Annotated in this window: 13 protein-coding genes; 8 read left to right on the top strand and 5 right to left on the bottom strand. The window is 37.5% G+C overall.

The features are described from left to right. Positions 1-1,491, top strand: a complete 1,491-nt coding sequence (locus tag ACRXC1_RS05735) for an aldehyde dehydrogenase family protein (protein ID WP_433657211.1) — start codon at positions 1-3, stop codon at positions 1,489-1,491. Between the two features lie 39 nt (positions 1,492-1,530). On the opposite strand, the gene ACRXC1_RS05730 is transcribed toward ACRXC1_RS05735, so the two are convergent. Then, on the bottom strand, positions 1,531-2,715 hold the full coding sequence (locus ACRXC1_RS05730) for a hypothetical protein (protein WP_433657209.1): 1,185 nt from the start codon (positions 2,713-2,715) through the stop codon (positions 1,531-1,533). Positions 2,716-2,849: 134 nt separating this feature from the next. On the opposite strand from ACRXC1_RS05730, the gene ACRXC1_RS05725 reads away from it, so the two are divergent. Both ACRXC1_RS05725 and ACRXC1_RS05720 read left to right on the top strand, forming a co-directional pair. Further along, entirely contained in the window at positions 2,850-3,257 is a 408-nt protein-coding gene (locus ACRXC1_RS05725; RefSeq protein WP_392907594.1) for a DUF523 domain-containing protein, read from the top strand. A gap of 89 nt (positions 3,258-3,346) precedes the next feature. After that, positions 3,347-3,691 carry a hypothetical protein gene (locus ACRXC1_RS05720; RefSeq protein WP_433657207.1) on the top strand — a complete coding sequence of 115 codons (345 nt, stop codon included), beginning with the start codon at positions 3,347-3,349 and terminating at the stop codon, positions 3,689-3,691. Positions 3,692-3,820: 129 nt separating this feature from the next. On the opposite strand, the gene ACRXC1_RS05715 is transcribed toward ACRXC1_RS05720, so the two are convergent. Then, positions 3,821-4,654 carry a flagellin gene (locus ACRXC1_RS05715; RefSeq protein ID WP_433657205.1) on the bottom strand — a complete coding sequence of 278 codons (834 nt, stop codon included), beginning with the start codon at positions 4,652-4,654 and terminating at the stop codon, positions 3,821-3,823. Positions 4,655-4,940: 286 nt separating this feature from the next. On the opposite strand from ACRXC1_RS05715, the gene ACRXC1_RS05710 reads away from it, so the two are divergent. Together ACRXC1_RS05710 and ACRXC1_RS05705 are read left to right on the top strand one after the other, a co-directional pair. Beyond that, a complete protein-coding gene (locus ACRXC1_RS05710; RefSeq protein ID WP_433657203.1) occupies positions 4,941-7,451 on the top strand; it encodes a hypothetical protein in 2,511 nt (836 codons plus the stop codon). Then, the gene (locus ACRXC1_RS05705; RefSeq protein ID WP_433657201.1) at positions 7,448-8,461 is read left to right on the top strand and encodes an HD domain-containing phosphohydrolase; all 1,014 of its coding nucleotides are present in this window, start codon (positions 7,448-7,450) and stop codon (positions 8,459-8,461) included. The genes ACRXC1_RS05710 and ACRXC1_RS05705 overlap by 4 nt, the downstream gene beginning before the upstream one ends. On the opposite strand, the gene ACRXC1_RS05700 is transcribed toward ACRXC1_RS05705, so the two are convergent. Further along, complete coding sequence (locus tag ACRXC1_RS05700; RefSeq protein ID WP_433657199.1) at positions 8,458-9,597, bottom strand: metallophosphoesterase; 1,140 nt, start codon at positions 9,595-9,597, stop codon at positions 8,458-8,460. The genes ACRXC1_RS05705 and ACRXC1_RS05700 overlap by 4 nt on opposite strands. Beyond that, positions 9,575-9,970 carry a hypothetical protein gene (locus ACRXC1_RS05695; RefSeq protein WP_392907581.1) on the bottom strand — a complete coding sequence of 132 codons (396 nt, stop codon included), beginning with the start codon at positions 9,968-9,970 and terminating at the stop codon, positions 9,575-9,577. The genes ACRXC1_RS05700 and ACRXC1_RS05695 overlap by 23 nt, the downstream gene beginning before the upstream one ends. 115 nt (positions 9,971-10,085) lie before the next feature. Between ACRXC1_RS05695 and ACRXC1_RS05690 the strand changes: the two genes are divergently transcribed. After that, on the top strand, positions 10,086-10,598 hold the full coding sequence (locus ACRXC1_RS05690) for a M48 family metalloprotease (protein WP_392856190.1): 513 nt from the start codon (positions 10,086-10,088) through the stop codon (positions 10,596-10,598). Here ACRXC1_RS05690 and uvrB read toward each other — a convergent pair. Then, positions 10,561-12,558 (bottom strand): excinuclease ABC subunit UvrB, encoded by a 1,998-nt coding sequence (gene uvrB / locus ACRXC1_RS05685; protein ID WP_433657196.1) that lies wholly within the window; start codon positions 12,556-12,558, stop codon positions 10,561-10,563. The two genes, ACRXC1_RS05690 and uvrB, sit on opposite strands and share 38 nt — an antisense overlap. A 134-nt stretch (positions 12,559-12,692) precedes the next feature. Here uvrB and ACRXC1_RS05680 point away from each other — a divergent pair, with 134 nt between their 5' ends. Both ACRXC1_RS05680 and ACRXC1_RS05675 read left to right on the top strand, forming a co-directional pair. Continuing rightward, positions 12,693-13,304, top strand: coding sequence for a TetR/AcrR family transcriptional regulator (locus ACRXC1_RS05680; protein ID WP_433657194.1), 612 nt, complete (start codon positions 12,693-12,695; stop codon positions 13,302-13,304). A 32-nt stretch (positions 13,305-13,336) separates the two neighbouring features. Next, the gene (locus ACRXC1_RS05675) at positions 13,337-14,815 is read left to right on the top strand and encodes an N-acyl amino acid synthase FeeM domain-containing protein (RefSeq protein WP_433657192.1); all 1,479 of its coding nucleotides are present in this window, start codon (positions 13,337-13,339) and stop codon (positions 14,813-14,815) included. Positions 14,816-14,841: the final 26 nt, after the last annotated feature.

Here is a 14,841-nt window from a genome sequence, read left to right as displayed (position 1 = left end):
ATGCAAGAAATTAAATTATACATTAACGGAGAAATAAGGCCCTCATCATCTGGTGAAATGGTCGATTCGATTGATCCATCAAATGGAGAACTAGTTGCGAAAGTTCATATTCCGTCAACTCAGGATCTAGAAGATGCTGTACAAGCGGCAAAGAGCGCCTTCTATAATAAAGAGTGGCGCAATAAGACAGCTACAGAACGCTCAGAAATCCTTTTAAAGATTTCTGAAATTTTAAAGGAAAGAAAGAGAGACTTCATCTCTCAAGAGATCAAAGATAGTGGCTCAACTTTTAGAAAAGCTGCTGCTGATGTTCACAACTCAATTAGTTTCTTTAAAGTTATGAGTAAGGTAACGGCCAAGTTTAACTTTGAAGCTGTCGATGAAAATGCAACTCGCGCTGGATTTTCAAAGAATACACGTCGCTATGAACCAGTTGGTGTTTGTACTCAAATTATTCCATGGAATCTTCCATTACAAATGGCCGCGTGGAAAATTGGTCCAATCTTGGCAACAGGTTGCACGACTGTTCTTAAATCAGCAGTAGAAACACCTGTAACCGCGATGATGCTTGCAGAAGTCCTCATTGAAGCAGGTGTTCCAAAAGGTGTTGTAAATATTGTAACTGGTGGTGCTAAAGAAGGTGCATACCTTGTTAATCACAAGGATATTTCAAAAGTAGCCTTTACAGGTTCAACTTCTGTAGGTCGAGAGATCATTAAACAGTCGGCAGATGGAATTAAGAATACAACGCTAGAGCTTGGAGGAAAGTCTGCCAATATCATCTTAGATGATGCCGATCTTGAGATTGCCGTTGATGGTTCACTCTTTGCTTTCTTATACCACTCAGGACAGGCCTGTACTTCAGGTACTCGCCTACTTATCCAAGAAGGTATCTACGACGAGTTTATGGCAAAATTTAAGGAGCGCATTGCTCAAGTGATCCCTGGCCCAACCACAGAGAAGACAACAGGTCTTGGACCAGTTGTGAGTGAGAAGCAATTTAACAGCGTTATGAATTATATCAATAAGACTAAAGAAGAGGGAGCAACACTAGTTTACGGTGGAGAACGTGTTACTGAAAACGGTCTTGATAAGGGTTATTATATCCAACCAACAGCTTTTGAAATCACTCCAGACAATACTATTTGGCATGAAGAAATCTTTGGGCCAGTTGTTGGTATCACAAAATTTTCGACAGAAGAAGAAGCTATCTCCTTAGCAAATAACTCAATCTACGGACTTGCAGGTGCTGTATGGTCAAAGAATGAAGATCGTGCGCTTAATATTGCGAAAGAGATTGAAGCAGGTACCGTATGGATAAATGAGTATCACCTACTTAATCCAGGTATGCCTTTTGGTGGTTTCAAGCAATCAGGTCTAGGACGCGAAATGGGTGAAGAAGGAATCAAGGCATACCTTGAAGTCAAACACCTGTGGGAATCTGATTGTAATACTCGTGAAGGAAAAATGTGGTTTGATGCAATATTTTAGATAGGTAATAAAAAGGCCTTCGTAATGAAGGCCTTTTTTTTATTTGTATAATACTTTAAGAGCAACATCACCAAAGTCATCATAAATTGAAAATGACTTCTCTAAATGACTTTCTCTAAATACGATATCAAGCTTAGCTTCAATACAAGTCGTAATAAAGTCACGTCCATAAATTTCATAACTACGATTCAGGTAAGGTTGAAATTCACAAATTCTAACCCTTGGATATTGATAAGGAATACTTTCATAACTTAGAGCAAAGAATTCGCGGTAACGAATATAATTTTCACCTACTCCAGCAAGTCTAGAAAAGACATGATCAATTCGACGATTATTAAACCTAAATAAATCTGCTAATTGCTTAGAGTGCTCCGCAGAACCTGGGCGATATACAGGGGCATTACAGTAGCTAGCTTCCTCACTCCCCTCATCATCAAGGTTAAATGTTTTTAAGATACATTTAATTGGTGTTGCAAGAGTAAGAGTAGAGCCTTTTCTTCCGTGCATAAATCGCCTAAAGGTCTTATCTTCATTAATTGATCCATGAACAAGGCCAAGAACGTCTCCAGTTCTTGTGTCAACAACTCCACCACCCATTGAATCATCGCGAATATTACAATTTTTCATAGCAACTGCCGAAGAATCATCATTATTGCTTGGAAAGAGAACATTATTATTTGTCTTTCGACAGTTATATCTCATACGGTTAAGTTCATAGCCAGTATTATCAAGCTTCTTCTTAATGAACCATAATTGGTAATAATTAAAGTCACTCATCTTATTATCAGATATTTCAGCATAATTCCCAGGAATCACTTCCTTAAATTTGATCGTAGTGAAATTTCCATTATAAGTTTTTTCTTCATTAAATTGGGATTGGCCGGCGAGAATTTCACCACACTGGTAAACTCGTCCATTTGTTGTCTTTGCTGCAATTGAACTACATTTTGCTTCGGCCACGCAACGAGATGGAACAATCATATGCTGTTCATCGGCCATATAGCCTGTGCAATATGTTGGAAATTCACCTGAGCTATTGATAAAGAGAATGAATGAGTCAGTACACTGCCCCTCATCGAAACAGTCGAACTTAACCTTCGTTGAGGTCTCTAATTTCGAGGTTTGTCTCGTCACATTCTTTTTAACACCATCTTCTCCACCTGGAGTTCCACATGAACATAGAACAAGAAGAGAGATAGTTATAAGTGTTATTGCCTTAAGCAAAATTCGTCTCCAAAAACTTCATTTAGTCCGATTTTTTACCATAAATAGGATTTTCAATAATGATATTGTAATTTATTCAAGAATCCTCGACACACAGTGGCGAATTCGACGATTTTAACGTATTCTTGTTAAATATGATGATCGTAAGTGCGTGCTTGGCCGGTAAGAAGTGTCGATATGACGGTGAGCACAAAAAACAACAACTTATAAGTGACCTCGTTGCTCAGGGCAAGGCCATCGCTGTTTGCCCAGAAGAGCTCGGAGGGCTTCCTACTCCTCGTCCACCAGCAGAGAACGTTGATGGTAAACTCATCACAATTAACGGGGAAGACGTCAGTATCAACTATGAACTAGGTGCCCAGAAGTCTTTAGAGATTGCATTGGAAAATTCATGTACCAAGGCCCTGTTAAAATCAAAGTCACCAATGTGTGGAGCAGGTCTTGTCTATGATGGAAGCTTTGCTGGCAACCTTATTGAGGGCGATGGTGAGTTTACGAAAAAGCTAAAAGAGAACGGTATCCAAGTTCAAGCAATCGACTAATCCAAAGTTTTCATACATCTAACAAAGCAGTAACAACTCAATTATAAATTCAATTAAGATAGACTTACTAGAGCACTAGGAGGGTCTAGATGAATGAATTAGAACTAAAGAAATTTCAAGCAAGAAATTTACAAGGGCGAATGAAGCACCTTAGTCATCAACTTGAATACTTAAAAGTTAACCCTGAAGACTGGGAGAATTTTCAATCAATCATTAATATGAAGTTTAATCACCTTATCAATGATTCAATTTCCCTTGGGAGCGTTGAGGCGGCAAATTACCTTGCTCTCTTACAAAACCATTTAAATGAGAATTTTAATAGTGAAACGATCACAATCGTAAAAGATCAATTTGATGAAGTTCTTGATGCCTTGGACGGCCTTGGAGTTGAGCTTTTAATTAACACAGAGGCCCAATCGGAATTTACTCACTAGGTGCCATGCGGATGCACGCAAACTCGTCGGCTTCGGCTCCTGCCTCTCGCCGACATACCGTCCATCCTGAACATAAATAAGCCCCGCATTCGCGGGGCCATCCTTTTGCAGTAATTATTGTGGTTTTAATTAACCAATTAGTTTTAGAGCTGCAGCACCTTGAGAGTTAGACTGAGCAAGTACTGAAGAACCAGCGTTAACAAGAATATCATTCTTAGCTTTCTTCGCTGTCTCAGCTGCGTAGTCAGTGTCTCTGATACGAGAGTTGGCAGCACTTAAGTTTTCTGAACTGATTTGTAGGTTGTTAATTGTAGAATTTAATCTATTTTGCTTAGCACCTAGCTCAGCTCTTTGTCCTGCAATACTTTCGATTGCAGAGTCTAGGTTTGCTAGAGCAGATTGAGCACCTTCTTTCGAACCTACTTCAAGGTCTGCTACACCTAGGTTTTCAAGAGAAGAATTCAGTACATTCGTATCAAATTGAATTCTATCTTGGAAATCATCATTATTAATACCGATTTGGATATCAAACTTATCACCAGTTCCAGTTAGTAGTTTCTTTCCGTTAAACTCAGTAACTTCTGAAATTCTTTGGATCTCTTGCTTAAGGTTTTGATACTCAAGATCTGTAAACTGTCTCTCAGTGTCACCTACTGTGTCCGATGCAGCTTGTACAGATAGTTCTCTTAATCTTACTAAGATGTTTGATACTTCATTCAGACCACCTTCTGCGATTTGAATCATTGAAATACCGTCACTCGCATTTCTTTCTGCTTGATTAGTTGATCTAATTTGCCCTTTTAATTTCTCAGAAATTGCTAGACCTGCAGCATCGTCAGCTGAACGTACAATTCTTGTACCAGATGATAGTTTTTCTAATGACTTTGATTGAGCTGAGTTTGATTGACCTAATGATCTTTGTGCAGCTAAAGACGTTACATTTGTGTTAATACGCATACCCATTGTGATACCTCCGTGATCTATTTCCCCCCCGTACTCAGGGTTGTCCCGACCATTGGAACAATGAGCATACTGCTCTTGTGAATTTTATTAACTTTTTAATTAAGTCTTCTGACCTAACATGAATCTTCTCGGAGGTGAAAATGAAAGCTTTAGGAAAATATTAAATTATTTTATTTTTTTTTTACATTTTCTAAAATTAAGAAAGCGTTTCAATATCCTTAATATTTTTGGCCTCTATAATGATAAGTTTATAAATAAAATAAAGAATTCACCGATAATGACCTATATGGAAGAAGGGAAACCACTCATATTTCTCGAGCCTCTTACAGAAACAGTAAAGAAGCTCAAGGAAACGATTGAAGCATCTGCGCAAGCAGAAGGTATCGAAATCTATGAAGTTGAAAACCCTGAGGAATATAATCAACTAATCCCTACTATTGGCCAGTCACTCACGATTGCTTGTAGTCCTAAGAAGACCGCTCAATGTATTCAGCCCCTAAGAAAGTTCATTCACAAGAATAATGTGAAGGTACTTTTGATTAATTCAAAGTCCATTCCACCTAAGACTTTAGAGAAGTTTAGAAAGATTGGCCTTACTGAATATATTCAAGAACCTGTTCCCGCAAAAACATTAGAGTATAAAGTAAATCTTATTCTAAGGTCTCTAAAGAAGGCCGAAGAAGCCGCAGAAATGGAGCTTAAAAGTGGTGAAGAAAAGGCCCTTGCTCCTGAAAGTAATTATGAAGATAAGAAAGAGGCCGAACGTAATAGTAACGGCGGCCACCTAAAAGGCAAGGTTGCAAAGTCTGCAGCTCAAAAAGATAATAAAGATGTCTTTGATGATAGTACCTATGCAGACTATAGCGATGGGGATGAGATTGAAGAGCGAGGAATGTCATTAAAAGACTTAAGTGCTCATCAAAAGCAAAATAATCAGGCCCCAGGTCACCTAAAAGGATCAGTTGATAAAAGTAATAAGGAGGGTGCCTCTCCAGAGATTAACTTTGAAGAAGACCTCTTTAATAGTCTTGAGCAACAGTCTAGTAAATCGAATAAAGATCTTGGTGGTAACCTGAAAGGTCAAACATCCCCTACTTTAGATGATAAGGAAAATAATAAAGATGACTTTGGTGATGACCTCCTTAAAAGTCTTGATAATGTAAAAAAGAGTTCACAAAAATCTGATGAACTTGGTGGTCAACTAAAGGGAAGTCTCGCTCCTACATTAGATGAAGTTGAAGATGATGAAACAGAAGAAGATCTTTTTAAAAGTCTTGATAGTGTAAAGAAATCATCAAATAAAGCAGATGATCTCGGAGGTGCTCTTCAAGGAATTGTCTCCCCTACCATAGATGATATTGAAGACGAAAAAGATGCGGACGAGGATCTTTTTGCAAGCCTCGATAAAGTGAAGAAGTCGACAAGTAAATCAGATGGCTCTGGTGGACCACTAGAAGGAAGTATCTCCCCGACGTTAGATGATGTGGAAGATGAAAAAGAATCTGATGAAGACCTCTTTGCAAGCCTTGATAGTGTCAGAAAATCTAACTTTAATGAAAAGAAGAATGCCCCGAGTTTAAAAGGTAAGATTGATCCAACACTGGATGATATAGACGATGATGACGATGGTTTTGACGACGACTTACTAAAAACATTGGATGAACTACAGTCCAATCAAGGAATAGCTAAACCAAGTGAGCGGCTAAGCTCTAAGAATTCACGAAATGATGAGCTTATCGATAATGAAAAAGGTTTAGAAAGACAGACAAAAGACATATCCGAAGCAGCAAATGGAAAAAGAGGAGCTGCACAAGAAGATGACAACAAGAAAAGTAGCGATGAGGACCTCTTCGCCTCCCTTGATGCTCACTCGAAAGAGAAAAATAAAAGATATGACAATGTTCACAATCTTGACCTCAATAGAGGAAATGAAGAAGAACAAGATCAAGAGACAAAAGCTGCTGGCCCGACAATTGAATATGAGAAAAAGGGTGATCTTGGAGAGCAGACTATCGATTATAGTAACCTGGACAAGCAACCGGAGTATGACGGTGGTACTAAGGAAGAGCTAGAGATCAAGTTCTCGGAAGGAGACGATCCCCTAGCGGCCAAGAAGAAAGAAGAAGCCGCTCGCCTTGCTCAAGAGTTAAAATTACAACAGCAACAAGAGGAAAAAAGAAAACAAGAGGAAGCAAAGCAAAAGGCACTTGAAGCCGAACGTGCCAGGGCATTAGCTGAAGCGGAAGCTGAAAGGCTTCGAAATGAACAAGAAATAGAAGAAGCACTTGGCGCCATCTTTGTTCCCGATCCAAAGGATATGAACTTCTTTATTGAGGCCATGAATTTTGTAATTGATGGCGATGGTATCAAAAACTTCACGAATGAATATATTAATACCTTCTGCCACGGCACTGTCGTTGTATATAATATTCAAAATGAATGTATTCTTGGCAATGAGGATGTGGATGATCGTTTTGATGCCATAAAGAATGTCTTAAAGGCCAAGAGAAAACCAAGCTGGAATGATACGACTTTTCAAAGTGAGCTTCTCTATTATCACATCCCTATTATAGAAAATGGGAAGTATCATAATTTCCTACTCTTTCTAACTTCAAAAGATGAAGTTGCAAGATCTAGTGAGAATCCTAAAAGAGTCGAGTTATGCCTCCAGGTATTAAAAGGTAGCTACCTAAGTGGAGAAGATCGTGCCTCAACAAAAATAGCATCAAAAAAGAGTCATTCTATTTCTGATTCAGTTAGTGGACTTTTTAAAGGAATCTTTGGAGGTAAGAAATGAGAGCATATTTCTTTATCAAATTAAGCTCCCTAAAAGACATTAAGACTTTTGCTTTCTCTCTCTATGTCTATAACTTGAAAGATAAAACCTATAACCTATCTCTTAAGGCCAACACGCCTTTAACAAATGATAGTTATGAGCTCCTTCGTTATATCGAAGAAAGTAAGAAAGGAAAGATTGCAGTCAAGCTTTCTCAGCGAATGACATATCTCGCGACAGTTGGAGAACTTGAAGAGATCGAACCTAAAGTAATTGAAGAAACGAAGAAAAAAATTGAAATACTTAAGGAGTATGAGAATATCATTGAAGAACAGAGAATTAGTGAGCATATCGCTCTTCCTCCTCTTCGTAGTATGGTTTCAAAGGCAATTGATAAGGATGACTTTCTACCTATTATTTTAAGGGCACAAAAAGAGATCATGCTTTTTTCTATCGATATCAGTCATACTGTATCTCTTGCACGTCACTTTGCAGGTGTTCACCTGAATAAAGATAATCTGACCAATCGTATTGTTGCCCTAAGCTACTTCTTTGCTAAAAAACTAATGATAGATAAGCCTGATGACTTGGCGGATTTAGTATGTGCTTCATTCTTAGCAAATATTGGCCTGACTCAAATATCCCCTAATATCACTCACGGCAATCACACCGAGATTACAACAGATCAAAGAGAGCAATATTATAAGCATGTTAAATTCAGTCGTATGTTCATTGACCAAAGTGGAATTGAACTTAGTGACACATGTAAAAAGTTAATCGATATTCATCACGAAAAGTATGATGGTACAGGTATGCCTGATCAGATCTCACAAGCAGGTCTTAACCTTAGCAGCGAGATTCTAGAGTTTATCTCCCACATAATGGAGTATAGCTACGGATTAATCACAGGAGAAAAAACATCACTAAGTAGTGTTGTCTATATGATTGATGCGGGAGCGGACGTAAGTGGCCTCAATGTTAACTATAGTGGACGAATTAGGCCTCATGTTACAAGTGTCTTAAACCTCTAACTAAACGTTCCATAAGGAAGAGTATTGCGCCCCATCCAAGTATGAAGGTTTGCCTGAATCTTTACATCTTTATCACTCTTGCTATCCATTACCTCAATCTTTGCAAAAGTTAGCTGAGTTGTTCCAGTCCCTTTCCCAAAATCAAGATTATACATACGAGTCCATGTTCCAGTATTGATAAAAGTTTTTCCATTAGAGTATGTACGGCAAATTGGCTCATGAGTGTGACCAACGATTAGAACGTCTGTATCCTCTGCCTGTTGTAGATAGTCAAAAGTAAGAGATTCATAGTCTTGAAAAAGTGTAAGTTCTTTAAAGAAAAGTTTTAGCCAGTCACCAAAGTTATCACTTATTTTAAAGAGGAAAATTGAACGCACCATAATGAAATAGATTACGTTTGCCAGCATAAATCTAAGTGTAAAAAATGTATCGTAAATTAATCCATTGATAAGAAACTTATTAATTGGCCTTACAGCATTAACGTGGTCACGTTCTTCCTTAAATTTATTTATAACCCTTGTCACATAATATGATCCCCAAGGAGGATTAAAATATCTCTTCCCCGACTCATCTTCAATAATACAATGTTCTTCATCAAAGGTATGAGCAATCTCGTATTCGTGTCCATGCTTTAACACGACTCGATCGGCCGGGCGATATTCATCATTTAGGTGGCGAATTTCAAAGCGAGAACGAACACTTTTATCAAAGCATTCTAGGACTAAGTCCTGTAGTGATTTAAAGACTAGCTCAGCATCATGATTACCAATGATGAAAGTTATTTTCTTATTCTTTGCCTTAAGAAAATCATTAAGGCCCTGCATAACTTCTTTGTGAGCTTCAAGTATCATTTTTAGCTTCTTTAAAGAAGACTCTTCTGACCAAAATTCATCATCATAAACTTTTACATAAGGGACGGCCAAGAGATCAAAAAAGTCACCATTAATAATTAGCTCGACATCCTTATTGGCATATTCCTCTTTACTAAAGTATTCAAGAAAATCCACGAGCTCTTCATCGTAGTGAAAGTCCTCTAGATAATTTCTTACACCATCAACATACTCTCCTGCTCCTAAATGAACATCAGAAATAACAATAATGGTTTTCTTTGAATTATTTTTGCGAAGGAATCTCATACGCCGACTTACCTATATTCAAGACTACTTTTTGAAAAGCAGGGTCTAGTGGAACAAAGAAAAATTTCTTCTTAGTATTAAAGTCAAACTCAACACTTACTTCCATATCAGACTTAACTGTAATAAATTTTAAATTCTTATCATACTCATCAATAAACTTCCCACGAATAGAAGTGAGAGTTTTATTCTGAACAATAACTGCAACCCTTCCATTTCTCATCTTGGCCGGAGAAATTACTTTGTAATAACTAGGCATGGCCGTCACAATAAATGCTTCGGCCCTCTCCATTCTCTGCTGAGCATAGACCTCATTAGATAATAAGAGACTAAATAAAAAGGAGAAAAAGAGGCAGGTTAATTGTTTATTATTCATATTTATATTGTAACTATTTAATATTTTATCGATTATAGCTGGCAAAGCTTACCTAGTAACGGCCTAATGTACTCTGAAACTGATGTCACGTAAGTTTCGATCCGATGAAGAATGCATGATAAACGCAATAAAGAAAACATTTACAAAGAATACTGAAGAACAAAACCTACCATTAGTGGACTTTTCTGATCCAGCACACCATTGGATCGTTTCAAACCCACATATTTTCAGATTCTTTCAAGATATACTAGGTCAACTTGATGATGAGGAATGTGAAAGCTTAGCATCTTATGGACAACTCGTTTTTTTAGAAAGCCAAGGAATGTACTCAAGTGTTATCCCTTCACATGGAGATAAAACATTTGTCCTTATTTATCCTCAATTACTCAAAATGATTCGTTCTGCAGATAATGAAATGGCCCAAGCAGTGATCTTCCACGAGTTAGGTCACCTCTACTATCGCCACTTTACAATGAGATCTCAATTAAGTGAGATGACAAAACAAATTGAAGCAGATGAATTCTCAATTCGTCATGGCCATGCTCTAGGGCTCTTTAATTTCTTAAAGAGTATGCCAATTACCACTGAGGTTAGCCAAAGACTAGAAATGATTCGTTTAAGAACTTAATTTCATCACGAATCTTAGCAGCATCTTCAAAACGTAGATCCTTAGAAGCTTCTTTCATTTCAAGCTTAAGCTCAGCAATACGTTTTTTAATCTCATCAGGAGACATCGTAACTTCTTTTGGCCCGCTCTTTTTCCCCTTCTTCTTATTACCACGAAGAGTCTCAATAACTCCGCCAGACACTTCTTTTAGAATTGTCTGTGGCGTAATTCCATTGGCCTCGTTATACTCCATCTGAATCGCTCGACGCCTCTTTGTCTCGCCAATTGCACGCTCCATCGACTTTGTCATCTGGTAAGCATACATAAGAACCTTACCGTCACTATTTCTGGCGGCACGGCCAATAGTTTGAACAAGAGATCTTTCAGACCTTAAGAAACCTTCCTTATCTGCATCTAAAATGGCCACAAGTGAAACTTCTGGAATATCAAGTCCTTCCCTTAATAAGTTAATTCCAACGAGAACATCAAACTCACCAAGCCTAAGGTCGCGAATAATCTCAACTCGCTCAATAGTATCAATATCACTATGAAGGTACTTAACCTTAATTCCGCTACCGTGATAGAAATTTGTTAATTCTTCGGCCAACTTCTTTGTTAGTGTCGTAATAAGAACTCTTTGACCTTTTTCTATAATCTTTTTAACTTCGACTAGTAAATCATCAACCTGATTTGTCGCATCCCTTACTTCAATGATTGGATCAAGAAGACCAGTCGGCCTAATAATTTGCTCAACAAACTCTCCATGTGTTCTCTCCAACTCATAATTACCAGGAGTCGCAGACACATAAAGAATATCATCTAATTTTGACTTAAATTCTTCAAAGTTAAGAGGACGGTTATCAAGTGCAGAAGGAAGCCTAAAACCATAATCAACGAGATTCATCTTCCTTGCTCGATCTCCCCTATACATACCACCAACCTGAGGAACAGTGATATGGGACTCATCAATAATCATAAGAAAATCTTTTCTAAAAAAATCAATAAGAGTTGGAGGAGGATCTCCAGGCTCACTTCCAGTCATGTGACGAGAGTAGTTTTCGATCCCTGAGCAAAAGCCCATCTCCTCTAGCATCTCAATATCCAGAAGTGTTCTTTGCTCAAGTCTTTGCTTTTCAACTAATTTATTCTTCTTTTCTAAATCCTGTAGCGTTTCTCGAAGTTCCACTTTAATTGTCTCTAAAGCATGCTCCATTCGCTCCTCACCAACAACGTAGTGGGACTTTGGATAGATTGTTACTTTTTGAAGTGCTTGTATCTTAGTTCCCCTTAAAGGGTCAACAATTGTAATACTTTCAATTTCGTCATCAAAGAATTCAATACGCACGACATTTGAATCCTCGTGGGCCGGAAAAACTTCAACGATATCACCACGAACACGAAAGCAACCACGCACAAAATCGATATCATTTCTTTCATATTGTATGGCAACAAGTGACTTTAAAAATTCATCACGATCTCTCTCATCACCGACAAAGAGAGTTTCTCTCATGTTTGCATACTCATCAGGAGAACCAATCCCATAAATACAACTAACAGAAGAAATGATGATGACATCATCTCTCTCTAATAGTGATCGAGTTGCAGAGTGGCGAAGTTTATCAATCTCATCATTCACTGATGAGTCTTTTTCAATATAAGTGTCACTGCCTGGAACATAGGCTTCAGGTTGATAGTAATCATAGTAAGAAACAAAGTACTCAACAGCGTTATCAGGAAAGAAGTCACGAAACTCAGCATAGAGCTGTGCCGCAAGTGTTTTATTATGAGCAAGTATAAGAGTTTTCTTTCCAAGCTTTTGAATAACGTTGGCCATGGTAAATGTTTTACCTGAACCCGTTACTCCTAAAAGAGTTTGCTCTTTAATACCAGCACTAAGTTTTTCGACAATTGTTTTTATCGCTTCAGGTTGGTCACCACAAGGCTTAAACTTTGATTTTAAATTAAATACATTTTCACTCATATGCCTATTTTATCTCATTATCCTAGTTTAAAACAGCGAAATTGAGGTATCATTAATATAACCAAGTTAGATTTTGTAAACTCGATAGAAAGTTTATATGATAGTCAGAATACGAATTGTTATTAGGATTTTAAATGAGTGTAGGTGAAACACCTAAAGGTGAAAAAAGAAAGACCGCGATCATTGAAACAGCAATTGATCAGATGGCACAGAAAGGTATTGACGGTGCATCTTTTCAAAAGATTGCAAATACTCTTGGAGTTAGTCAGTCTGCAGTTTTTCACTACTTTAAAAATAAGTCTGAACTCTTTCTTGGAGTTCTCGAGTATATCGTTTCAAAGAACCACGCTAGAGTCATAAGCACAATTTGCGAAGAAGATACTTCTCTTACAAGGCTAAAAAAACATTGTCTCGCTAATTTCCAATGGCTGATTGACCGTCCTAACGAGGCCAAAACGATTCTCTATCTTTACTATCGTGCCTCAATTGACCAGAAGGTTTCACAAACTGCTGCCAATCTCATTCACACCGGAAGAAAGAGAATTATCGATCTCGTTCGTAGTGCTCAAGAGAATGGACAACTTGCCAAAGACCTAAATCCAGAACTTGCTGGTCAGGCCATTCATGAGTTCCTAACAGGTGCCATCATCCAAATATTAAGCCTTTATAATGTAATTGATCCAGAAGAAGAGGTTAAGGCCTATACAAAAAGGCTTGAGACGATAATTAACCGACTAAACGACTAAAGAATAAACGTCAAAATTCCGAATAGTAATTAGTGAAGATTCTAATTTCTTGTGTATTTTCCATTCTCGTAATTCTTAGTTTTTTTCTGAGTAAAGACGAAGTTGCACGTCGTTCTATTGCAAGCGTTAATAGGCCTAATTCTTGTCTCGAGGCGATCTCTGAATTTGTCAATTTTGGAACTGATCCTAAATACAACACAAAGGTTGCACAAATCATTACATATTTGAAAGATAAGTATAAGGGTATAAACCTCTCATATATTCATCGCTCAGGACTAAATCGAAAAATAGAAGATGGCCATTTAGTTTTTACAACAATTAGAGGAAATCAAAAAATCCCACTTAATCAGCAACATCTTATTAAGGCCGATAAGGTAAAGGCCGTAACTCCCCTTTCACAACTGAGCGAGTACCATCAAAAACAATATGAGAATAATATTTTTAAACTTTATAAGTATCAAAATGATATCAGTACTATTATTTATGAAGCTCATAAGAAAGGCGAAAAAGAAGTAACTGATTATCTTCTTAGTGAATATCAACGAATTAACACTCTTATAGAATTCTATCGAGGAGAATTGGACTACGTCCCATACGCACAACTTGGAGATAATTCTTATCAGTTACACGAGCCGGTTCACATCGATTCTCATGGAAGAACAAGAACTCTTGTTCATTTTGATAACACAACCTCAACGAGCAATTCAATCTTTAATATTTCTGCAAATGAAAGTGAAGAGATAAGTTACCAAACGATGTTTGCTAATTTTTTGAATAGCTTAAAATACAATCAAAATTTCTTCACTGCTCAAAGAGGTGTAAAGAGAGTTCAAAGCTTTACCTATATGAATGATAATGAGGTAAAGGCATCTTTTCATATGATTGGTGCTATAAGAGATCATGACTCACGCCCAGAACTAGTGAGTACAGTAAGAGACTTTCTCTTTAATCAGTACAAGAATCGTCTAAATATTGAGACCCAAGACTTAAATAAGCTTAAAGAAATTACGGAACAATTAGAAAATCGAACGATCGTTCTTGCAGCAGCTAGAAACTCCTATATGAAATACTCTTTTAAAGGGTATGATGACTCAGGCATCCGCTACCTCTCTAGAGAAAAAGATACTATCGATATCTCAGGAACAATTTCAATTACTGTTTCAAAAGAAGCAGATCAAAAGCTTCCTCTTGAGATCTTTACAGGCCATGAGGTAGAAAGACAAAGAAGTGAAATTATCGCAGAGATTGGACGTTTTGCTGTGGATGGAAATGATTCCACCTTTAATGCTAATGACCTAATAGCAGCAGTAACCTTTGCCGCACAAAAAGTAGAGGGTCTTGATCGAATAGTCATTGAAGCGGACAAAATTAGAGCTCGATCATTTAAGAGATGGGGTTTTAAACCAATTCATGAGCGAATTAATTACGAAGGAAATACTGAATACATAATGGAAGTAACACCGAAAGAGCTACTTGAGAATGTTGAAAAAAGATATTTTGATAGTCTTTAAGATAATGGCATCGGTACAAAAAAATA

The organism is Halobacteriovorax sp. GFR8 (assembly GCF_050955245.1).
Classification (GTDB): Bacteria; Bdellovibrionota; Bacteriovoracia; order Bacteriovoracales; family Bacteriovoracaceae; genus Halobacteriovorax_A.
The sequence above is the reverse complement of the archived record's forward strand: the minus strand, read 5'-3'. Positions and strand labels throughout refer to the sequence as shown.